Annotated in this window: 17 protein-coding genes and 1 pseudogene; 8 read left to right on the top strand and 10 right to left on the bottom strand. The window is 61.9% G+C overall.

What is annotated here, in order from left to right; genetic code table 11:
* From VFU66_RS11900 to VFU66_RS11880, 5 genes and pseudogenes are all read right to left on the bottom strand, one after another.
* Positions 1 to 109 (bottom strand): annotated as a pseudogene (locus tag VFU66_RS11900) (4-hydroxybenzoate octaprenyltransferase); the annotation flags it as partial.
* 24 nt (positions 110 to 133) lie between these two features.
* Positions 134 to 922, bottom strand: a complete 789-nt coding sequence (locus tag VFU66_RS11895) for a BON domain-containing protein (RefSeq protein ID WP_326446475.1) — start codon at positions 920 to 922, stop codon at positions 134 to 136.
* Positions 923 to 947: 25 nt separating this feature from the next.
* Positions 948 to 5222 (bottom strand): translocation/assembly module TamB domain-containing protein, encoded by a 4275-nt coding sequence (locus VFU66_RS11890; protein WP_326446474.1) that lies wholly within the window; start codon positions 5220 to 5222, stop codon positions 948 to 950.
* Positions 5219 to 5965, bottom strand: coding sequence for a SurA N-terminal domain-containing protein (locus VFU66_RS11885; protein ID WP_326446473.1), 747 nt, complete (start codon positions 5963 to 5965; stop codon positions 5219 to 5221). Before VFU66_RS11885 ends, VFU66_RS11890 begins: the two co-directional genes overlap by 4 nt.
* Positions 5965 to 9147, bottom strand: coding sequence for a POTRA domain-containing protein (locus tag VFU66_RS11880; RefSeq protein ID WP_326446472.1), 3183 nt, complete (start codon positions 9145 to 9147; stop codon positions 5965 to 5967). The genes VFU66_RS11885 and VFU66_RS11880 overlap by 1 nt, the downstream gene beginning before the upstream one ends.
* Positions 9148 to 9347: 200 nt before the next feature.
* Here VFU66_RS11880 and VFU66_RS11875 point away from each other — a divergent pair, with 200 nt between their 5' ends.
* The 8 genes from VFU66_RS11875 (at position 9348) to VFU66_RS11840 (ending at position 16295) form a co-directional block, all read left to right on the top strand.
* The gene (locus VFU66_RS11875) at positions 9348 to 10448 is read left to right on the top strand and encodes a ThiF family adenylyltransferase (RefSeq protein WP_326446471.1); all 1101 of its coding nucleotides are present in this window, start codon (positions 9348 to 9350) and stop codon (positions 10446 to 10448) included.
* Between the two features lie 160 nt (positions 10449 to 10608).
* Positions 10609 to 11265 (top strand): RNA polymerase sigma factor, encoded by a 657-nt coding sequence (locus VFU66_RS11870; protein ID WP_326446470.1) that lies wholly within the window; start codon positions 10609 to 10611, stop codon positions 11263 to 11265.
* Entirely contained in the window at positions 11262 to 11564 is a 303-nt protein-coding gene (locus VFU66_RS11865; RefSeq protein WP_326446469.1) for a hypothetical protein, read from the top strand. The genes VFU66_RS11870 and VFU66_RS11865 overlap by 4 nt, the downstream gene beginning before the upstream one ends.
* A 97-nt stretch (positions 11565 to 11661) precedes the next feature.
* Positions 11662 to 12774 carry a glycoside hydrolase family 76 protein gene (locus VFU66_RS11860; protein ID WP_326446468.1) on the top strand — a complete coding sequence of 371 codons (1113 nt, stop codon included), beginning with the start codon at positions 11662 to 11664 and terminating at the stop codon, positions 12772 to 12774.
* 262 nt (positions 12775 to 13036) lie between these two features.
* Positions 13037 to 13672: a shikimate kinase gene (locus VFU66_RS11855; RefSeq protein ID WP_326446467.1), complete on the top strand. Its 636-nt coding sequence runs from the start codon at positions 13037 to 13039 to the stop codon at positions 13670 to 13672.
* A complete protein-coding gene (locus VFU66_RS11850; RefSeq protein WP_326446466.1) occupies positions 13653 to 14786 on the top strand; it encodes an AI-2E family transporter in 1134 nt (377 codons plus the stop codon). The genes VFU66_RS11855 and VFU66_RS11850 overlap by 20 nt, the downstream gene beginning before the upstream one ends.
* 115 nt (positions 14787 to 14901) lie before the next feature.
* On the top strand, positions 14902 to 15525 hold the full coding sequence (locus VFU66_RS11845) for a hypothetical protein (protein ID WP_326446465.1): 624 nt from the start codon (positions 14902 to 14904) through the stop codon (positions 15523 to 15525).
* Positions 15522 to 16295 carry an RsmE family RNA methyltransferase gene (locus VFU66_RS11840; RefSeq protein ID WP_326446464.1) on the top strand — a complete coding sequence of 258 codons (774 nt, stop codon included), beginning with the start codon at positions 15522 to 15524 and terminating at the stop codon, positions 16293 to 16295. The genes VFU66_RS11845 and VFU66_RS11840 overlap by 4 nt, the downstream gene beginning before the upstream one ends.
* Positions 16296 to 16703: 408 nt before the next feature.
* Here VFU66_RS11840 and dnaJ read toward each other — a convergent pair whose 3' ends face one another.
* From dnaJ to VFU66_RS11815, 5 genes are all read right to left on the bottom strand, one after another.
* Complete coding sequence (gene dnaJ / locus VFU66_RS11835; RefSeq protein WP_326446463.1) at positions 16704 to 17849, bottom strand: molecular chaperone DnaJ; 1146 nt, start codon at positions 17847 to 17849, stop codon at positions 16704 to 16706.
* A gap of 21 nt (positions 17850 to 17870) precedes the next feature.
* Positions 17871 to 18443 carry a nucleotide exchange factor GrpE gene (locus VFU66_RS11830; protein ID WP_326446462.1) on the bottom strand — a complete coding sequence of 191 codons (573 nt, stop codon included), beginning with the start codon at positions 18441 to 18443 and terminating at the stop codon, positions 17871 to 17873.
* 91 nt (positions 18444 to 18534) lie between these two features.
* Positions 18535 to 19599 (bottom strand): heat-inducible transcriptional repressor HrcA, encoded by a 1065-nt coding sequence (hrcA, locus tag VFU66_RS11825; RefSeq protein ID WP_326446461.1) that lies wholly within the window; start codon positions 19597 to 19599, stop codon positions 18535 to 18537.
* 52 nt (positions 19600 to 19651) lie between these two features.
* Positions 19652 to 20485 carry an Mrp/NBP35 family ATP-binding protein gene (locus VFU66_RS11820; RefSeq protein WP_326446460.1) on the bottom strand — a complete coding sequence of 278 codons (834 nt, stop codon included), beginning with the start codon at positions 20483 to 20485 and terminating at the stop codon, positions 19652 to 19654.
* A gap of 67 nt (positions 20486 to 20552) precedes the next feature.
* Positions 20553 to 21074, bottom strand: coding sequence for an acyl-CoA thioesterase (locus VFU66_RS11815; protein ID WP_326446459.1), 522 nt, complete (start codon positions 21072 to 21074; stop codon positions 20553 to 20555).
* Positions 21075 to 21302: the final 228 nt, after the last annotated feature.

The following is a 21302-nucleotide window of genomic DNA, read 5'->3' as shown; positions in this document are numbered from 1 at the left end:
CACCCGCAGCCAGCACCGCCCCCGTCAACGCGAACGGCAACGCAAACACCGAGTGCTCCCACTTGATCATCTCAAGCGTGACCACCATACTCTTCCACATAGAAGCCATGCTTCTATCGTAAAAGAATCTCGCCTATTTCTCCTTCTTAGCCCCGCCCGCAACCTGCAACAGATTGACCACCTTGAACACGCCGGGCACACCATTGGCCTTGATGTTGGCCACGTCCTTATCGCCCTGGTTGTTCACCATGCCCGTCAGCGTCACGTTCCCGTTCTCGACCGTAATCCGGATCGGCTTGGCCGGGTCCATCGCATACTTGTTCAACTGCGGCGCGCCGTAGATCGCCCGCGCCTCCTCCAGCCGGATGCGATCGTCAGCAGGCGAGAGCGGCGCCACATGAATCTTGTCCACCACGTCCCGCACGCCAGGGTAATTCGACACCAGGCTCACCGCCGAGTCCTTATCCACCGGCCCATAAGCCACGCCGCCCAGCGTCACCACACCATTCTCGACCGAGATCGTGAACGAGTTGAACGCAGTCGTTCCATACCCCACGCGATCATAGACCAGCTTCTCCGCCAGCTTGCTACGCAGCGTCTCGTCATCAACGTGCGGGCCAACCACCGTAATCAAATCCTCGACGCCGCGCACGTTCTTTCGACGATGCACGCGGTTCTCCGCATCGCGCTTGACACTGTAGACATTCACCGTGCCCGTCAGGGTGACGATGCCGTCGCGCACCGCGACCTTCACGTCCTTAAACCTGCCGTTGCGCAGGGTGTGCGTAACGTCGGACTGAATCTGCTGATCGTGCTGGCTGCTCGCCGTCGCATCCTGAGCTAGACCCGGCACGGCACAACTGATGGCAAGCAACAAAAATGCTCCGAATGCGAGCGCAATTCCGTTTCTGAACGATCTCATTGAACTCTCCCCCACGATGTAGCCTCTAACGATAGCGCCGTCGCAGCTTATACACAACACTGAACACGCCCGATTCATCGCGTGTCACGACGATTGACGAGTTGCGCGTCAGGTCATATTGCACCTGAATTAATTGTTGCGCAGACGAGTTGACGTTCGTTGCAAACGTCGCCGTAATCTGCCTCGAGATCTGCTGCTGCACCGTAATGCGTGCCGAGGAGTTGCCCAGCGTGCCGACAAACGCCGGGTCAATCTTGACACTGCCCACGCCGAACAGCTTCTCCACGCGGTTGCTCACTGTCGCATTCAGCGCGCCGCCCAGCAGCGCGCTGGTCGTCGGGTCAGTGCCTGCCTGCACCTGCTTCTCCTGATAAAGCTGCGCCTCTTCCTGCGTGCGGCCCAGAGCGAGCAGCGCAAACACGTCGCTCTCGCTCAAGGGAGGCTCGGAGCGATAGGTCGGCTTCAGGTTGGTCGCCGTACCATGCAGCCCCACGGTGATGTCGTAAGTCTCGACGCGCGCGGTTGCATCAAGGTCGATGGTCGGGTCGATACGCACAGGATTAGTGAAGTAAATCTCTCCGCGTTGCAATTGATACTTCGTCCCGGCAAACGTCGCACTGCCATCGTTGATCTCGATGCGGCCCAGCACCGACGGCACCGCCACCGTTCCGCGAATCGTCAGGTCTACCGTGCCCGCCAGCTTCGCGTAGGAGTTCTGAAAATCGAGCTGCGGCGCGCTCGTCACGCGCACATCGAGACGTATTTTGTTCGCAGGCGCGTTCGGATCCGGCGGCGCGCTCACACCCCCCACCGACGAGAACGCGGCGAAGTCCACGTCCGCACCGACGCCAAACCGCGTCAGCAGAATGTTACCGCTCAACTGCGAACTCTGTGGAGAGCCCTGCAGACGCAGCTTCGCGTTTGCCGTTGCGCTCAATCCATACATCCGCACGCGCACCGCGTCACCGGTTGCCGTCAGGTCGGCATAGACGCCGTTCTGATAGCGGATGGATCCGCCTATATTCAGTTGCCCGCCGCCCGTGGTCGCCGTCAGCTTCTCGACCTGAAGCTGGTCCCGATTGAACACCAGCGTGCCGTTCATATTGCTCAGTCCATTCGGCACGCCGTCCATTGCAATATTGACGTTGTCGAACTGCACGCGCCCGGTCAGCGCGGGCTTCGGCACGCGGCCTCCCGCGGCCACGGTGAACTCCATCTTCCCGCTCGAAAGAATGTCGGGGTCGAACGTGTGGAGCAGCGCCATGCTCACGCTGCCGGTTCCCTTCATATCGAGCTTGCCGCCCTTTGGGTCGGCCGACCCGAACAACTGCGCGGTGCCGCTGGCGCGCATGTCCGTGTCCTGCCCGGTGATGTGGACCTGCTCGAGCGTGGCCACTCCATTGCGAAGTCCAATGCGCAGCGGCTCGGCCGCCTTCAGCTCGACGCCTTGCAGCTTCACATCGACCTGATTGAACTCGGCATCACCGTTGAGCAACGCAGGAGTCTTGAGCGGCCCGCTCACCGTCGCTGTGCCATCGATCAATGACTGCGCCTTGATCTCGCCTGAGCCGAAAAGTGCGAGCGGTTTGCCGATGTCGAGCCCCGCAACGCTCAGCTTCGCCTGCGACTGATAATCGCCGGTCAACTGCACGTGCCCGGTTGCATTCACCTTCGCACCCACCAGTGCCGAAGCCGCATTGAAGTACAGGTCCTGGCCCTCGCTGTGTACGTCCGCCGTCGCATCTCCGATGGAGCGGCCTTCGTAGGTCGCACCTGCGAGCTTCAGGTTGGCCTTCAGTCCAGGCTGCGAGACAGTTCCATTCGCATCCGCGACGATGCTGGCCACACCGTCAAAGCTCATCTTCGTGCGCTGCCACGCCGCGAACTTCGAAAGTGTAAGGTCGTGTCCTTCGACGTGCCCGTGAAAACGCTCCGTGCCGAAGTCATACCCCGCGTTGCCTGCGAGCTGCATTCCGTGCAGCTTCAGCAACACGTTGTTCGCGTCGATGTCCTTGCCCTGCACAGACAGGTCGGCAACCGCCGAGTCATACGGCTCGCCGTAGGCTTCGCCATTGGTCAACGCGATGTGGCCGCCGCCGCCCAGGTCCTCGAACGTTCCAACGATGTGCGCGTTGAGAGCGACCGTTCCCGTCAATGGAATGTTTTGCTGCTGCCCGGCAATCTGCAACACGTCCGCTGCCTGCGCGTCGGCTAGTTGCACCGTCGCATCGACGGCCATACTCCCGTCCCACAGATACGTCGTCGCGCCGCGCCTGGACACCTCATTGCGCGGCACGATCTTTCCTTCAACATTCAGCACCGCGCTGCCGCGCTGGATCGTTGAACTTGCCAGAGCCACGCCCTCGTCCGGCGAATACTCGCCGTCGGCAACCACGGAGTCGATCAGCACATCGGTCTTATCGAGCGCGAACTCCACATTCTGCGCCTGCACGTGGCCCTTCACATCGAGGTCCGCCATCGCACCACGAGCCATGCCGTTGAACTGCAACGCGCCGTGCAGGACTACTGGAATAGCCGCGGCGCCGCGCTTACCGTTGCCTTCGAGGTCGAGCGTCGTCAGCAACTGGTCGAACTCGCCCAGGTTATTCACCGTCAGGTCGGTGCGCAGCGAGGTGAGCCGGTCGCCCTCGTTGACACCCAGCACGCCGGAGGTCTCGAGCGTCGAGCCGGGCGTCTGCGCGATGAACCGCTGAATCAACACTGTCTCGTTCTTGCCCGTGTAGTGCGCAAGCGTCTGGCCCGTCACCGGCACATTCGACAGCACGCCCTTGCGCGTGGTGCCCGTGGGCGCAAACGTCAGATTGCCGTCCACCTCGACTGTCGAGGCGACGTCTTTCGCACCGCCCCACTCCACCTTCACCGGCCCGGACACGGCAGTGTCGAACCCGAGGTCGCCGTAGTGCTCCGGTGCGGTCACATCCATGATCGTGCGCAGCGGAATTTTCGTCAGCGTTGCGTCAATGTAAGCGTGGGACGCCTCGGGGCCGACCGGCGCTCCACCCAGCCAGTGCTCGATGCGCAGATCGCCCGCGGCGCTTCCGCCTCCAGGCAGATACGCCGCGAGCGAGGTCAGCAGCAGCTCGCGCGGGGTGATGTGCAGCGTCGCGCCGCCGTCTACGTCGTGCAGGCGCACATACTGATTGCGAAACGCCACGTCGTCCAGCTTTGCCGTGCCGGTCAATAGATAGCCGGACTCGCACTCCGGCGCTGGCACAGGCGCCTTCGCACCGGCCTTGCCGCGCAACCGCTGCCAGAACTTCGGACGCTTCGGCGCGACCGTGGAAGTCTCCTCGCAGCTATGGCCTTTCAGATCCAGATCGACCGCGCCCGCGTCCAGACCATTGACATTGGTAAGGATCGAGACCTGCTTCAGCTCCAGTTGGCCCTTGGCCGCCACCTGCCATTCCGGCTTTGCAAAATGCTGAAGGCTGGCCGTCGCTTCGAGCTGCGAGCTCTTTCCGCTTGCAAACGACAGCTTCGTCAGATCGAGTGCGTCGCGTCCCAGCTCCGCCGTCAGATGCAGCACCGAGCGTGCCTCTGGCTGCGCGCCAAGCTTTGTCCTCAGGTCTGCCAGATCGACCGTCGCACCGTAGCGGTCGCTCGATGGGATGTAGTGCACCTCCGCGTCGAGGTCGCGCGCCGCCATATCGAACGGAATCTTGCGGTCGTTGATGAGCGCCACGCCATCGGCCACCTCCATGTTGCCCGCCTGTAGATCGAGCAGCGTGTCCGTGATGGGTTTGGTGCTGGTGCTCGGATGCTTCGGTACGGGCTGGTTCGTCTTGCCGTCTTTATCTACGATGAGATGAAACTGCGGATGGTCCACGCGCAGCGAGTTCAGGTTCACATAAGACGACAGGCCGCTGTTGGTCATGTGCGAGAAGAAACTCACAATTTTGACCTGCACCTGTATCTTGTCCACGGAGAGATACGGGGCCTCGCCGGGGCCTTCGAGCCCGTGAATGATCAGGCCGTCGGCGTCGATCTCCAGATGCCACAGATGGAAGTGGATCGCCTTCAGCTCGACGCGCCCGCCGGTCGCGTCTTCAAGCACCCTGACCATCTCCGTATTCACGCGATGCTCGAAGCCCGACGTTGTCGAATACCAGGCGAATGCAAGGAACAAAGCCACGACGAAGGCCACGACCCCAAGCACGGTCCACGCCGTCGCGCGTCCGATCCGCGTAGCGAGCGAGCGTTTGACCTTCGCGACCTCCTGGGTGAGCTTCGCTTCCAGTCGCTCCTTCTTCTCCGTCAGCTTGCGCTCCAGATCGCTCACGGCGCCACCTCGCCCGGGATCATGATGCGCACGCTGCCCTGCGCGCGCAGCGACTTCAGCCAGTCCTGAAGCAGGCTGCTGACCTGCTGCTGCAACAGCACCTCTTCAATTCGCTTGGAGATTGTCTCCAGCTTTGGTGGCGCGACGTTGCGCTGCGCGTACTCCGGCAGCATGGTCTTCTCGTAGTAGGTCTTGATCTGGTCGTCGGAGATGGTGATGCCGGAGCGGAACCGTATTTCGATGAACTTCAGCAGCTCCATCCGCTGCCGCCAACGCTCGTCGAACTCCTCGACCGTGAATCCATGCGCGGCCAGATACTTCTTCCATCCATCGTCCGTCTGGCAGTTGTACTGTTTGCACGCCGGAATGTCGCTGCGCAGCGTGGTCAACTGCGCCTTCAACTCGTCGTCCGAAACTTTATCTTCCTGCTGCAACTCCGCCTGCTGAAGGATCAGATCCCTGTCCACAAGGCGCTGGATGGCGCGGTCGCGCGAGAAGGTTCCCGCCTCGCGGTAGGGCTGGATCTCCTCGTATCGCCGCTCCTCATCGACATCGCTCTCAAGAATCACATCGCCGTTAACCACAGCGACCAGGCGGTCGAGCAGGACACCCTGCGGCGCGTGCGCATCGGCGGTCGCCGTTTGTTGCGGAGACTGGCACCACGCATACGTCGAGGCCAGCAGCACCGCGGCCATGGCCAGGTGCAGCCACCCCCGCGCCGGATTGTGCCCCAGAGCGCCCATCAGAAACTCTCCCCAATGCTGAAGAAGAAGTTGAAGTGGCCAGCCTCGCCCGTGCGCGGGCTTCCGCCTGCGAAATCGTAAATGATCGGATAAATAGGAGGGTTCAGGTTGTAGCTGAAGTCGAGCCGCACCGGCCCGACCGGCGTCTTATATCGCGCGCCGATGCCAATGTCGTGGCTGAAATAGTTAAAGCTGCACGTGCCTACTTTTCCCGAATGGTCTGTGCATGTGTCCCGATTCGGCTGATGAAAGTGCAGAAAGCTCGGGAACATGTCGCCGGGATTCTGAAACACGTTGCCCATATCGTGAAAGATCACGAAGTTGACGCTGCTTCCCACATAAGGCAGCGTCGGCGCGGGCATACGGAACTCGAACGTGTTTACGAACGCAGCCGTGCCGCCCACGGGAAATCCGGTCTGCAAATCGCGCGGACCCGCGGCGTTGATGCCGAAACCGCGCAGCGAGGTCGCGCCGCCCGCATACAGGCGCTCCGGCAGCGGCACCGCGCTGCAACTGGGGTTCGTCGTCAGCAGATTTCCCAGACAGGCGTCGTTGCCCACATTCGGGTTTGGCCCCCATGCGTGCTCGTATCCTATCCGCGTATTCCGCGCAAAGACATATTTTTCTTTGCCGAACTGGTAGTAAGTCGAGTTCGATCCATCCACCTTCCAGAAGTCCGTCTCTGACCCGAACTTCGACGACGCGACAAACGTCTGGATCGTCGAGTATGTGCCCTTCACCGCATCCAGCGGCCCCGGCGAGCGCGTGTCGTGGAACCACGTAATGCCCGGGCCGCCTACGCGCACCGGCTGCGATTGCAGCGGAATCAGGTCAGCCGACACCTGAAGGCTGTTGACCTTGACCCTGCGATATTGAAAATCGTAGATAAAGGTGTCCTTGCGCTGCGGCCTCTGCGTCAGCCGGAAGTCGCCCTGCAAGGTGGACGACGTGAACGTGGTAATGTCCTGAATGTTCGAGTAGCCACCCGAGACAGCACCAGACCACGTCTTGCTGCCGAGAAAGTGCGGATTCTGGAGGGTAAGAATCGCCACTTGTTCCAGCAGGCCGAACGCCGAGTGCAGCGTCAGCGTGTCTTCGGTGCCGCGCAGATTGATGCGCGACACGTCGAGCGACACGCGCGGGCTGACTCCGGCCTTGCCCTCCTGCGAGATATTGCACGGGTTCAAATCAAGCTGGATGCACGAAGCCCGCGAGATCATGCCCTGCGACGGCGTGCCTGTCTGCGCCTCGAACCCGAAGCCGTAGGTCACGTTCCACCGCTTCGCCTCGGTCAGTTGCAACAGCACATTTTTCTCCGGCGCGTCGCCAGTGGGGTTCTGCACCGCAGCCACCACCTGGTTGAACAATGCAATCCCATAGAGATTCCGCTGCGTCTCCAGCAGCGCCGTCTGGTTCAGCGGATCGCCCGCATGGACGAGTATCTGATTCTGGACCACGCGCGGCTTCGTCTTCTCAACGCCCGACAGCAGGACCTGATGCACGAAGACCTGCTGGCCTTCGGTCACATTCAACGACACGTCCGTCTTCTCCGGATCGTTCGAGGCCTTCTGCTGGCGAATCTCGACCTTCACCTGGTCGAAACCGTGGCTCAGGTAGTACTGCAACACCGTGTCGCGGTCGCCGGAAAGCGTGACCAGCGAGAAGGGCTGCCCCGGCTGCGCATTCATCAGGCCGCGCACATCGGCAGCACGCTTTGGGTCTACGCCGATCAGGTCCACTTTGCCGAACTTCTGCTGCGGGCCCTCGTCCACGATGTACGTCACGCGGATCTGCGCCTCCTTGAGCGGCTTGCCGTTGGCCGAGTCGTCCCTGTCCTGCACCTTGGTCGTGACCTTGGCTTCGTCGAAACCATTCGCGCGATAGAGCGCCTGAATCGAGTTCACGTCCGCCGTCACCAGCGACGGGCTGTACCTTCCGCTGCGCTGATACGGATTTCCCTTCACCACGTGCATCCGCTCCCGCAGCAGGTCGTCGGTGAAGTATTTGTTGCCGATGATGTCCACCTCCAGCACCTTATGCTTGACGCCGCGGTCTACTGAAAACACCACCTTCTCCGACCCTGTGCCCGCTCCAATCATCTTCACGTCCACGGAGGCGTCGAAGTATCCCTGCTGCTGCAGGTAGTCGCGGATATTGTAGAGCCCCTCATTCAGCAGGTCGTTGTCGATGGTGCCTTCTTCGAAGATGGGCACCAGCAGATGCAGCCTGCTTTTGCTGATCTTCACTCCTTCGACCGCAACCTCGACCTGCGGCCCCTGGTTCACGTGGAAGTCGTAATCCACCGTGTTCGTCGCAGCCTGATAGGTCTGCTTCGTCAGCGTCACCGTTGCTTCGAGATGATTTTTCTTCTGGTACTGCGAACGCAGTCTGGAGAGCGCGTTGCTCGTGGTGTCGCGTGTGACCTTGCTGCCCTTTTTCAATTTTCCCTTCTCGCGAAAATCCTCCAGAGGCATGCCGATGTTGTCGCCTTCCACCGTAACGTTGCCGATCCGCGCCTGTGGGCCGATAGCGACGGTGTAGGTGACGTTGACCTGCTCACCCTCGGCATCAATCTCCTGCTTCGCCGCGACTTTGGACTCGTAGTATCCCTGCTGTTGCAGCATCTGCGTAATGCCTTCGGTCCCGGCGGCAAGCTCAGAGTCGCTGAACGGCGTGCCTGGCGAAAGCTTCGTGGCAAACTCAAGCAGCGACGTAAGCCGCTCGCTCTTGACGCCCGCAATGGTGACGCGCCCGACGTAGAAACGCGGCGGCCCCGCGAAGATCAGCATCACCGTATTGCCCTGACGAATGCCGCGCACAACGATGTCCCGGTAGCGACCGCTTGCAAACAGCCGCCGCACGCTGGCGCGAACGCTCTCCGGATCCAGTGGCTCGCCTGCCTTCTGCGGCAGTTCGTCGGGCAACGTGTCCGTCTTATCAAAGATGACGCCTTCAAACTCGATCTTGCCGACGAGCAAGCCCTTCCAGTCCCAGATGGAGGTCGCCGGGGCAACGCCGTTGCTCGCCTGCGCGGTGGCAGGCTTGGCCGCATCAGGCGTCTGCGCGCGGGCAAGACCCGCTGCGAGCGTCAGCGCCGCGCACAACACGGCGAGCCACTGCCCTGCCCGTCTCCGCAGTTTCGCCGTTCGACCTCTTGCAACCTGACGCAAAAAACCACCCATCGTTTCCGTTTTGATTCGAGTTCCACAAGTCCTGCAACCTGCGAGCACTGTCCCTGCGTCCGCATGAAAGAGCCTGCGCCGCCTCGGCAGGTCTTATCGCTATTGGATGCTGCCGCGAGCGGCTGAGGGCACGAGCGCCCCGGCGCGTCCACATTCTCTATACTACGAAACAGCGGCATCTTTTGAGCGCCGACTCCATCATGCCTCAGCCCCCAGCCACATTCACCGGCAATTCCCCCGCCAGCACCCCGTCGGGCACCGCCCCGGGTATCCCGGACGAAGACCGCTATTCGCGGCAGGTCCTGTTTCCCGGCATCGGTCAGCGAGGCCAGCATCTGCTGGCCAAGGCACATGTCGCCGTCGTAGGCTGCGGTGCTACCGGAGCGGCGGCCGCTTCCCTGCTGGCCCGCGCGGGCGTCGGCACGCTCACGCTCATCGACCGCGACTTCGTCGAGCCCTCGAACCTCCAGCGTCAGGTTCTCTTCGACGAGGCCGACGCGCTCGAATCGCTCCCCAAAGCCGAAGCCGCGCGCCGCAAGATCGCCCTCTTCAACTCCACCATCGCGGTCCACGCGCGCATCGACGATCTCGTTCCGGCCAATATCCACGCGCTACTCGCCACTGCGCACATCGTCCTCGACGCCACCGACAACTTCGAGACCCGCTACCTCATCAACGACTACTGCGTTGAGCAGGCGAAGCCGTGGATCTATGCCGCCGCCATCGGTGCATATGCCGCAACCATGAACATCCTGCCTGCCGGCATGTCTGACCAGCCAACCGCGTGCCTCGCCTGCATCTTCCCCAAGCCTCCGAGCGGCCCGGTCGAAACCTGCGATACATCCGGCATTCTCTCGACCGCAGTCAATCTTGCCGCGTCGATCCAGGTCACGGAGACGCTGAAGTTCCTCACCGAACAGCCTCACCTCATGCGTCGCACCTTGCTCAGCTTCGATCTCTGGTCAAACGAGCGCAGCGAAGTGAACACGTCGAAGCCCGACCCGGCCTGTACCGTCTGCGGGCAGCGTCAGTTCACACATCTTGCCGGCGAAGGCCGCCCGCACATCACGCTCTGCGGCAGAAACTCTGTGCAGATTCACGAGCATCACCGGCCGGTTGACTTCGCCGCCATGCGCGAACGACTCGCACCCCACGGCGTTGTGCGCTTCAATAATCTGCTGCTGCGCTTCGAGCGTCCGCCCCACACACTCACGCTCTTCGCCGATGGCCGCGCCATCATTCAGGGCACCACCGACGTCACGCTCGCCCGCTCGCTTTACGCGCGATTCATCGGCTCCTGACCCGGCTACAACCCTTCGGCGAGTTTCGCCGTCATAACTCATTGAGAATCAGCAGCCATCAGCGTTTCAAGTAGGCTGGATACACGAAGAGCAGAACCTACAGGAACAGGAATACAGCCGGAGCCGCATCATGGACCTCCAGGGCCAATCAATGACACAAATGCACCCTATGAAACCTGCTCCCGCGATTTTTAAGCGGAACCCTCCCATCGCCGGGGAAGCCGAAGCCATCGAGCGTGCCAAGAACGGCGACGCTGAAGCCTTCTCGCGGCTCTACGCCCTGCACAAACGCCGCGTCTACACGCTCTGCCTGCGTATGCTGGGCAACGTCTCCGAAGCCGAGGACATGACGCAGGAGGCATTCCTGCACCTGTTCCGCAAGATCGGCAGCTTCCGCGGCGAGTCGGCTTTCTCCACCTGGCTGCATCGGCTCACCGTCAACCTTGTCCTGATGCACCTGCGCAAAAAGGGACTGAACCTCGTCTCGCTCGAAGAGACAATCAACCCCTCCGACGAAGACACGCCCAAGCGCGACTTCGGCAGCCGCGACATGCATCTTGCCGGCTCGGTCGATCGCGTTGCGCTCGAGCGCGCCGTTGCCCTGCTCCCTCCCGGCTATCGCATGGTCTTCATCCTCCACGATGTCGAAGGCTTCGAGCACAACGAGATCGCCGAGATGCTCGAGTGCTCAACCGGCAACAGCAAATCGCAGCTCCACAAAGCGCGCCTCCGGCTCCGCGAGATCCTTCGCAGGTCCGAAGGACCGGCGCCCGAGCAGCAGCCCGCGCAACCCGCCTTCAAGGAGGCGGCACTATGACCGACTTTGAATTCCCCAACTTCGACACCATGACCCCTGCTGAATTTGAAAGCTGTCTGCCTGAACTCTTCGCCAATAGCAATGGGAGCGTCAGCACCGATCCTCGCTTGCAGACCTTCCTCCGCAACAATCCCGACTGCGCCGCGCTCGTCCGCGATCTTGAAACGATTGCCGAACACGCGAAGAGCCTCTTCGAGCCCGATTACGAACCCAGCGATGCCGTCTGGGACAACATCCAGAACAAGCTGCGGCAGGAGCACCCCGGCGAGAACAACCACCCCGTGCCCGCCAAGCCTTAGAAAAATTCTGATTAAGTCTCGGCCCGTCCCTTTGTTGTCATTCCCGAAGGGAATCTGCGTTTCGCCTTGCTCGTGCCGGACTATACTTGCAGCGAAAATGCCCTGGCCAGTGACCGTCCCCTTCAAGAATCCCGCACGTTGCCTTTTACTCGTTGCCGCGCTGATCTGCACTTGCTTCGTAGCGCGCGCTCAGTCATCTGCGCCCGCCTACAGCGCCCACGCCAAGGCGGCAGTCAACGCCCTCCAGCAGTGGTACACACCCGAGAGCGGCCTGTATCGCACCACAGGCTGGTGGAACTCCGCCAACGCCATCACTGCGCTGGCAAACTACAGCCGCATCACCCGCTCCACAAAGTACCTGCCCGTGTTCAGCAACACGATGCACGCCGCGCAGACCGGCCCGGACGGCGCACCCGGATTCATCAACAACTACTACGATGACGAAGGCTGGTGGGCGCTCGCATGGATCGACGTCTACGACCTCACGCATCGCCCCGAGTACCTCAAAGCCGCATCGTCCATCTTCGACGACATGCAGCACGGTTGGGACACCGCGGCCTGCGGCGGAGGCGTCTGGTGGAACAAGAAGACCCACGGGAAAAACGCGATCGAAAATGAGCTGTTTCTCGCTGTGGCCGCCTCGCTCGCCAACCGTGCCAGGACGCCCCAGGAGCGAAGCGACGCTCTCGCCTGGGCACAAAAGGAGTGGGCATGGTTTCGCGGTTCCGGCATGATCAACAGCAGCCATCTCGTCAACGACGGCCTCAACTACCGCGATCCCAACCACTGCGTCAATAACGGCGGCAACACCTGGACCTACAATCAGGGCGTCATCCTCGGCGCACTGGTCGAACTCAATCGGGCCGCGCCCGACCCAGGCCTGCCCCAAACCGCCGCAGCCATTGCGCTCGCCGCCATCGAGCACCTCACCGACACCCAGGGCGTGCTCCACGAGTCCAGCCCCGCCCACGCCGGTGGAGACGTGCCCCAGTTCAAAGGCATCTTCAGCCGCAATCTGATGTTGCTGAACAATGCGTTCCCCAACCCTCGCTACGTGTCCTTCGCCAAAGCCAATGCCGAAAGCCTGTGGAACAATGACCGCGACCCTGCAAATCACTTCGGCTTCTGGTGGGCAGGCCCGTTCGACCAGGCCGACGCCGCCCGCCAAAGCTCCGCGCTCGACGCTCTGAATGCCGCCATATCTCACTAAAAAGTCATTCCTGCAAATGCGATGTGAGCTTGCCTTTGACCTGCTCCAGTGATACGTTGAAATTCAACATGACGAGCCAACATCGATTCGCCTTTTTTACACTCTGCTCCTGGCGCTACCCAGCGGCCAGCGGAGTTCTCGCATGTTGCTCTGAAACCCCATAAACCTTTCAGAGCGCCACCGAACTTCCCGAGCCGCGACCCCAAAGGTTGCGGCTTTTTCATGCTCACCACCCAGCAGGCACTAGACTAAGGAGAATCAAATGTCATCCCCGCAAGCCAACGCCCTCGCCGAACCCGCCACCGCGCCACTCGTCCCCCAGCGCCTTAAACGCCTCGTCCTCACCGGCTTTATGGGAGCGGGCAAGTCCACCATCGGCCGCCTGCTGGCTGCGCGCATCGGATGGGACTTCCTCGACGTGGACACGCATCTTGAAGCCCGCACCGGCGCCACCATCCCGCAGCTCTTCGAGCGGCACGGCGAGGCGCACTTCCGCCGTCTCGAATCTTCCGCGCTTGCCTCAGCCCTCAGCCGCGCCCACACCGTCCTTGCACTCGGCGGCGGCGCGCCCGAAGAACTGACCAATCGCCTGCTCATCGAACAGACCCCGGCCACCTTCACCATCTTTCTCGACGCGCCCTTCCCCATGCTCTATGACCGTTGCATGTTGCAGGAGATCGGCCGCCCCGTTCTCGCCAACCCCGAGGCCGCACAGGCGCGCTTCGCCCGCCGCCATCCGCTCTATCGCCGCATCTCCCGGCTCACCATCGACACCGCCGCCATCACTCCCGAGCAGACCGTCGAAGCCATCCTGACTGCCCTGAACGCAGCCCTGAACCACAGCCAGCCTGAATCAAACTCCGCACTCCCGCGCCCGAGTGCCCACGGAGCACACTAACCGCATCCTACTCGCCAAGGAGACCGCGCTGGCCACTTCGCCCCCAGACTCGATCAATCCAGCCTCGCCGAATCCAGACCCAACGCCCGCCGAGGCCGCCTCCCGCCGCGCCGTCCGCGGACACATCCTCTTCTGCTTCGGCGTGGCGCTCCTGCTTCTGCTGGCCTGGTCGCTGCGCAAAGAGATCCTCATCATCTACGTTGCGGCCCTATTCGCCGCGGTTCTGATTCCGGTCGTCAACCGCATCACCGACTGGGAGTTCCGTTCCTTTCGCGCCTCCCGCCCCGTCGCCATCATTCTTCTCATCGCCGCTGTCGCAGGAGTGCTGGCCCTTTTCGCCACGGCGGGAATGCCGCCTGTGCTCCGCGACCTGCGCCAGTTTTCCAACGACCTGCCCCAGCGCATTCCCATCGCCGTGGCCCGGCTCAAGCACCTGCCCCTTGCCGACAGAATCGGCGTGGACACACTGGCCGAGCGCGCCGAAACCGCCCTCACCGCCTCTGCCAGCTACCTGGTCTCGGCGCTTCCCGAGTGGCTCTCCCACCTGTTCGACATCCTCACGGCGGCGTTTCTCTGCGTCTATTTCATGCTCGAAGGCGGCCACGCCTACGACTTCTTTCTCTCGCTCTTCCCCTTGCCGCAGCGCGCGCGGCTGGACTTGACGCTCCACCACGCCAATCTCAAAATCAGCAAATGGCTCGTCGGCCAGGGTCTGCTCATGCTCATCCTCGGCGTTTCGAGCACCATCGTCTTCGGGCTGCTGCACGTCCGCTACTTTCTGCTGCTGGGTTTCCTGATGGGCCTCTTTAACATCATCCCGATTGCCGGAGGCATCTTCATCATCATCATCTCTGCGGGTGTGGCGGCGCTCGACTCCTGGGCAAAGATGGCCGGCGTCCTCATCTTCTACATCGTCTACGTCAACATCGAGAACGCCTACCTCATCCCGCGCATCATGCGCTCGAGCGTCAACCTGATGGGCCTGACCGTGCTCGTCGCCCTGCTGCTGGGGACGTCGCTGGCCGGCATCGTCGGCGCCCTGGTCGCCGTCCCCACCGCTGCCCTCATCGCCGTCGTCCTCAACGAATACGCCGTCCAGCAGGATAAGCGGTAACTTTCTTCGACTTTTTTCCTGCTCGCTGCGTCTGTCATAACACGCTATGTCACCACTTGCGAACTTTGGTGTAATGTAGTTCAGCCTCGATTTTCTGTAACACTGACATTTGCTTATGAGCCTGTCGACCCCGACCCCGAGCTTTTCCCAACCCGCCCGCACCAATCTTCTGCTCCCAGTGCTGATCGCGTTTCTCGTGCTTGGGATGCTGATCGTGCTCGTCGTGCGCCTCACGCCCGAGAAGACCGCGGCCCTCTCGGTCTCCCACACCATCGTCTTTCCCACCCACGTCGAGATGGGCTCAGGCTCCATCGTGCTCGGACAAAAGCAGGTCGAGGACAACCTCTACGTCCTGACCACGCTCCGCATCGAAGACCGCACGCGCTTCCCGATCTTCATCAAGGACTACACCGCCACCCTGACCACCGAAGACGGCGAGCCGATGACCACCAGCGCCATCGAGAAGGACGACATCCCGAATCTGCTGACCACCTTCCCCGCGCTCAAACCGCTCGTCACCGAGCCGCTCCTCCGCGAGACCGTCATCGAGCCGGGCCACACAGCCGAGGGCATGGTCATCCTCCACTTCCCCATCACCCAGTCCGCATGGGACCATCGCCGCACCACGGTGCTCAACGTGGACCTCTACAACGCAGGCGACCAGCCGGTCGTCATCACGCGCAAGTCCGAGATCACCACTCCCACCTACACGCCCCCGCCGAATTCAATCGACAAATGACCCGTCGCCGCTTCATTGCTGACACCTGGACCGGCTCCACCGCTACCCTCACCGGCGACCAGGCCACGCACCTCGCCCGTGTGCTGCGCGCCGAACCCGGCCAGGTCTACGACGTCGTCGCCGGCGGCTTCCTCCACCGCGCCGAGATCGCCAGCGTCAGCCCATCCGAAGTCAGCTTCATCCTGCACGAAGAACTGGAATCCGACACGGCACTCCCTCTCCATCTGCTGCTTGCCGTCTTCAAGTTCGACCACATGGAGTGGGCCATCGAAAAGGCCACCGAGCTGGGCGTCGAGCGCATCACGCCCATCCTCGCCCGCCGCACGGAAAAACATCTCGCGCAGGCCGCCGCAAAGCGCGCCGAACGCTGGCGCCGCATCGTCCTCGAAGCCTCCAAGCAATCCCGCCGCACCTCCGTCCCCGAGATCGCAGATCCCACCGCACTCAAAGCAATACTTGAACAGGAGCAATCTCCCATCCGCATCCTGCTCAGCGAAACCGAACAAGCCACCACCCTCGCCGAAGCATTAAAAAAAATATCGACAGCCACCGATGACAGGGTGCCCCATTCTTCGCAGCCTCATCGCGAAGGGTGGGATGAATACCCTCACCTGGCCCTCGCCATAGGCCCCGAAGGCGGTTGGACCCAGGAAGAGATGGCCATCTTCACCGAACACCACTGGCAGTCCGTCACCCTCGGCCCCCGCATCCTGCGCGCCGAAACCGCAGCCATCGCCGCCATCGCCATCGCCTCGACCCACTTCGCGTAGCCAGAATTTGTTGTCCTTCCCATTTGTTGTCATTCCCTTTTTGTTGTCATTCCCGAAGGGAATCTGCGTTCGCTTCAGATCGCACCAAACCACAGTTCAGGGAAGATAATCTGACTCGCCGGTGTCCTGTCTCCAAAATTCGCAACATCATTCAAGAAGTTCGCAACATCATTCAAATTGTCATCCTGAGCAGAGTTTGGCGGTTTTTTCGCCAAACGGAGTCGAAGGACCTGCGGTTTGCGATCTCGCCGGTGTCCTGTCTCCGGCGTTCGCAACATCATTCAAGAAGTTCGCAACATCATTCAAGTTGTCATCCTGAGCGGAGTTTGGCGGTTTTTACGCCAAACGGAGTCGAAGGACCTGCGGTTTGCGATTTCAATTGCTGCAAAGAACCTTCGAGACGCCGCTCTAGCTGAACATCTCCTTCACCTTCTCGAACAGCCCGCGCGAAGTCGGCGTGTTCTCCACCACCATCGTCTCGCTCAACTGCCGGAGCAATTCCTTCTGCGCCTTATTCAGCTTCGACGGCGTTTGCACGCGAATCTCCACAATCAGGTCGCCCTTGCCATGCGAGTTCAGGTGTGGCACGCCCTTGCCCTTCAGCTTGAACTCCCGCCCGCTCTGCGTGCCTTCCGGAACCTTGATCGTCGCCGAACCTTCCAGCGTCTCAATCTCCAGCTCCGTACCCAGCGCCGCCTGCGGAAATGAGATGGGCATCACGCAGTGCAGATCGTCGCCATCGCGCTCGAAGAACTTGTGCGCCTTCACCGTGAGCACGACGTATAGATCGCCCGCAGGTCCGCCAAACTTCCCTGCCTCGCCCTCGCCCTGATAGCGAATCCGCGTGTCCTGCTCGACGCCCGCCGGAACCTTCACCAGAATCGTATGTTCCGCCTGCACGCGCGTCTCGCCCCGGCACGTCGCGCACGGATCGACAATCAGCGTCCCTGTTCCGCCGCAGACCGAACACGTCCGCGCCACAGAAAAGAACCCCTGCTGGAACCGCTGCTGGCCGCGTCCGCCGCACTGCGTACACGTCACGGCCTTCTTGCCCTTCGCTGCGCCCGAGCCCTTGCAGTCGTCGCACATCTCCATGCGGCGAATCTTGATCTCGCGCTCAATCCCGAAGACGGCCTCTTCAAACTCCAGCATCAGGTCATAGCGAAGGTCGCGGCCACGCTGCACGCGCGAAGCCTTGCGTCCGCCCGCGCCGCCCATGTTGAACATCTCGCCGAACAGATCGCCGAAGATGTCACCCAGATCCTGCGCGCCGCCAAACCCGCCCGTAAACGGATTGCCCGCGCCGGCCCCGCCCTGAAATGCAGCGTGACCGTAGCGGTCATACGCCGCGCGCTTGTCCGGGTCGCTCAGCACAGAGTAGGCCTCGCCGCACTCCTTGAACTTCTCCTCCGCTGCCGGATTGTTCGGGTTGCGGTCAGGATGATACTGCATCGCCAGCTTGCGATAAGCCGTCTTGATCTCCTGATCGTTCGCGTCCCGCGAGACACTCAATACCTCGTAGTAATCAACCTTTGTCACGTTCGCCGTCGCCATCTCTCTGTACTGTCCTCTGCCTTACTCCGCCACCTGTCCCGGATTCACCGCAATCCTGACGAACGCCGGGCGCAGCAGCTTCTCGCGTATCCGATAGCCCCGGCGAATCTCCTCCAGCACCTGGTGATCGGGAAACTCCTTTGTTTCGATGCTGCCCAAAGCCTCGTGGATGCGAGGGTCAAACTGCGCGCCAACCGCCTCGACGGCCTGCACATTCAGTCCCTTCAGCGCGTCCTCCATCTGCTTCAGAATCAGCTCCACCCCAGTGCGCAACTGCTCGACGGTCCCATCCGACTTCAGCGCCAGATGGAAATTGTCCATTACCCCCAGAAACGGCTCCACGGCCCGCGTCACCCCGCGGTCAAGCGCATCGTTCCGCTCCTTCGCCTCGCGCTTCCTTGCGTTGTCGAACTCGGCCTGCAGCCGCGCCAGCCTGTCCAGCAACTGGTCGCGCTCACCCTTCAACAGCTCCACCTCAGCCTGCAACACACTCGTTTCACTCGCGGGCTCGGCCGCCGGAGGCGTCGATACAGCATCGCCCTCCTGCACAGTCTGCACGATCGTCTCGTCCTGCATCTTTTCGTGTCTCCTCATAGCACTACCTCTATTGTTGCCTATCCGCGCCCATCACGCGACCCACCGGGCGCATTTCTAATCCCTGTGTCCTAAGCCCTAATCCCTGCATTTACGAATGCAGCATCCGATCAAACACCTGCGCAATATAGCTCACCGCGTTCATCGTGTTCTCGTAATCCATCCGCTTCGGCCCAATCACGCCCACAGTGCCGCGACTCTCGCCGCCCATCCGCGCAGGGGCCGCAATCAGCACCAGCCCCGCCATCTCCGGAGCGTGCTCCTCCAGGTCGAAGACCACCCTCACGCTCTCCTGCCGCGCGTCAATATACGCATTCAGCAACTCGACCACCCTCTGCTTCGCTTCGAGCGCCGCGAGCACCTCGCGCAACTGCTCCCGGTCGTCCTGACTCCCGACAAGGTTCGCCACTCCGCCCACATACACCGTCTGCGCGGCAACCTCGGGCACAGCCTTAGCCCAAAGCTGCTGCACAGAGTTCAGCAGCCGCTGATACTCACTGCGTTCGCGTTCGAGCATCCGCGCAATCTCCGCCCGCACCCGCTCGACGCTCCACCCACGAAAGTTCTCATTCAAAAAATTCGCCGCAGTCTCCAACTCGCCCAAAGTCAGGTCACGGTCCAGCGCCAGCACCCGGTCGCGCACCAGCCCGCTCCGCGTCACCACCACAGCCAGCACGCGCGCCACAGCCAGCCGCGAAAAATGCACATGCTCCAGCGCATCTCCCTCGGTCGCCGGAGCAATCGCCACGCCGACGCCGCTTGAAAGCGTAGCCAGTACATGCGACGTGCGCTCCAGCATTGCCTGCGTCCCCGTCACTCCCGCAAGGCTCGAATCAATCTGCCGCCGCGATCGCACCGGCAGCCGCGCCACATCAATCCGCGGATGCGCCCCGCCGCTCAACTGCTCCACATACATCCGAAACGCCCGCGCCGTCGGCACGCGCCCCGCCGAAGTGTGCGGCTGTTCCAGCAGCCCCACATCAGCCAGCTCCGCCATCTCATTGCGCACCGTGGCCGAGCTGAACCCCGCGCCCTCCGCGCTCTGCAGCCGTGCAATCGTGTTCGAACCTACCGGCTCGCCCGTCTCGATATAGCTCTCGATGATGGCCGTCAGAATGGTCCGCTGCCGCGCCGTCACCCGCTCCGCGTCTGCCATTGGTCCCTCCATCGCCGCCATGCGTTAAGTCTACTGCGCTCGTCAACCAACGCTAGCTGATCTCGATCACATCTTCGCTCTTCGCTCCAATGTCCTTCGCGCGCTCAGCCACCTTCGCTGCCACCTCGTAGAACCCCCTGCACAGCTTCGACTCAGTCCCCGCCAGCGCAACCGGCAAGCCTTTATCGCCGCCCTCGCGCACCGCCGGATCCATCTCCACCGCGCCCAGAAACGCAATCCCGAACTGCGCCGCCGTCCGCTCCGTTCCACCCGCGCCGAACACGTCGATCACCTCGCCGGAAGGCAGCGTCATCTGGCTCATGTTTTCCACCATGCCCAGCACATCCACCTTCACCTGGTGAAACATCTCCAGCGCCTTGCGCGCATCCTGCAACGCCACGCTCGATCCGGTCGAGACGACGACCGCCCCAGTCAACGGCACCGTCTGCACCAGCGAGATCACCACATCGCCCGTCCCCGGAGGCAGGTCCACAATCAGGAAATCCAGCTCGCCCCACTCCACCTGCTGCAAAAACTGCCGGATAATCTGGTGCAGCATCGGCCCGCGCATCACCATCGGCTTGTCACCCGGCGAGATCAGCCCAATCGAGATGAACTTCACCCCATGCGCCACCACCGGCTCAATCCGGTTTTCATTCACCACATTCGGCTGGCGCGTCACACCCATCATCGTCGGCACGTTCGGCCCGTAGATGTCCGCATCGAGCAGCCCAACCTTATACCCCAGCTTGCCCAGCGCAATCGCCACGTTCACCGCGACGGTCGTCTTACCCACGCCACCCTTGCCGCTCCCCACCGCCACCACATACTTCACATCCGGCAAAGCCTGCGGCCCCTGCGGCATTCCATGTCCTGTATGACCCATCACGTTCTCCTCTTCGTATCGCTACTCTTGTCTGCTACTCCCTACACCCTATTCCCTACGCCCTGTCTCACACATGCCAACCCTCGCCCAACAGCGCACGCATCTCCTTCTTCCTCTGCGTCTCGCCCGCGCGCATCTCCCGCCGCCGCCCGGCATCTTCAAACCGCCGCGTCTGATGCTCGGTCTGCGGAACCACCTGCGGCACGACCAGCCGATTGCCATCGCGGTCCATCGCCACAAACGTCAGATACGCCGAAGACACATGCCTGAGCCGCTGCGCGCGCACATCCTCAACCATCGCCCTCACGCCCACTTCCATCGACGTGCGAAACGCCCGGTTCACGCTCGCCTTCAGGATCAGCAGGTCTCCCACCTTCACCGGCGCCACAAAATCCAGATGGTCCATCGAAGCCGTCACCGTATACGCCCGCGCATGCCGCGAAGCCGCCATCGCGCCCACCAGGTCGATATACTGCATCAACCGCCCGCCAAACAAGTTCCCCAGCGCATTCGAGTCGGCGGGCAGCACAATCTCGCTCCGTTCCGACTGCGACTCCGCCACCGTCCGCGTCAACACAATCTCACTCATTCTTACCAGTCTAAATCGTCAAGCGAACAGGCATCCGGGTACCCCATTCATAGCGCAGTCTTACCGCGACATGATTGGGCATTCGGGCAAGGCGCGAACCGTTTTCTTCCTGCCCAGCGACAATCACAATTTGCCAACCTCAGCACCCAGCCCGCACCATAAAGCTATGGACAGAATCGCCCTCCTCACTCAAGTGCTTGAGCAAAACCCCGCCGACGCCTTCGCCCG

This window comes from Edaphobacter sp. (genome assembly GCF_035763405.1).
Lineage (GTDB): Bacteria > Acidobacteriota > Terriglobia > Terriglobales > Acidobacteriaceae > Edaphobacter.
This window is presented reverse-complemented; position numbering and strand designations above follow the sequence as displayed.

Excerpts from the sequence above, each read along its gene's own strand:
- VFU66_RS11845 (WP_326446465.1), top strand. The coding sequence starts at position 14,902 with ATGAGCCTGTCGACCCCGACCCCGAGCTTTTCCCAACCCGCCCGCACC.
- VFU66_RS11840 (WP_326446464.1), top strand. The coding sequence starts at position 15,522 with ATGACCCGTCGCCGCTTCATTGCTGACACCTGGACCGGCTCCACCGCT.
- VFU66_RS11865 (WP_326446469.1), top strand. The coding sequence starts at position 11,262 with ATGACCGACTTTGAATTCCCCAACTTCGACACCATGACCCCTGCTGAA.
- VFU66_RS11885 (WP_326446473.1), bottom strand. The coding sequence starts at position 5,965 with ATGGGCGCTCTGGGGCACAATCCGGCGCGGGGGTGGCTGCACCTGGCC.
- hrcA (WP_326446461.1), bottom strand. The coding sequence starts at position 19,599 with ATGGCAGACGCGGAGCGGGTGACGGCGCGGCAGCGGACCATTCTGACG.
- VFU66_RS11860 (WP_326446468.1), top strand. The coding sequence starts at position 11,662 with ATGCCCTGGCCAGTGACCGTCCCCTTCAAGAATCCCGCACGTTGCCTT.
- VFU66_RS11820 (WP_326446460.1), bottom strand. The coding sequence starts at position 20,485 with ATGGGTCATACAGGACATGGAATGCCGCAGGGGCCGCAGGCTTTGCCG.
- dnaJ (WP_326446463.1), bottom strand. The coding sequence starts at position 17,849 with ATGGCGACGGCGAACGTGACAAAGGTTGATTACTACGAGGTATTGAGT.
- VFU66_RS11815 (WP_326446459.1), bottom strand. The coding sequence starts at position 21,074 with ATGAGTGAGATTGTGTTGACGCGGACGGTGGCGGAGTCGCAGTCGGAA.
- VFU66_RS11875 (WP_326446471.1), top strand. The coding sequence starts at position 9,348 with ATGCCTCAGCCCCCAGCCACATTCACCGGCAATTCCCCCGCCAGCACC.
- VFU66_RS11870 (WP_326446470.1), top strand. The coding sequence starts at position 10,609 with ATGCACCCTATGAAACCTGCTCCCGCGATTTTTAAGCGGAACCCTCCC.
- VFU66_RS11830 (WP_326446462.1), bottom strand. The coding sequence starts at position 18,443 with ATGAGGAGACACGAAAAGATGCAGGACGAGACGATCGTGCAGACTGTG.
- VFU66_RS11895 (WP_326446475.1), bottom strand. The coding sequence starts at position 922 with ATGAGATCGTTCAGAAACGGAATTGCGCTCGCATTCGGAGCATTTTTG.
- VFU66_RS11880 (WP_326446472.1), bottom strand. The coding sequence starts at position 9,147 with ATGGGTGGTTTTTTGCGTCAGGTTGCAAGAGGTCGAACGGCGAAACTG.
- VFU66_RS11855 (WP_326446467.1), top strand. The coding sequence starts at position 13,037 with ATGTCATCCCCGCAAGCCAACGCCCTCGCCGAACCCGCCACCGCGCCA.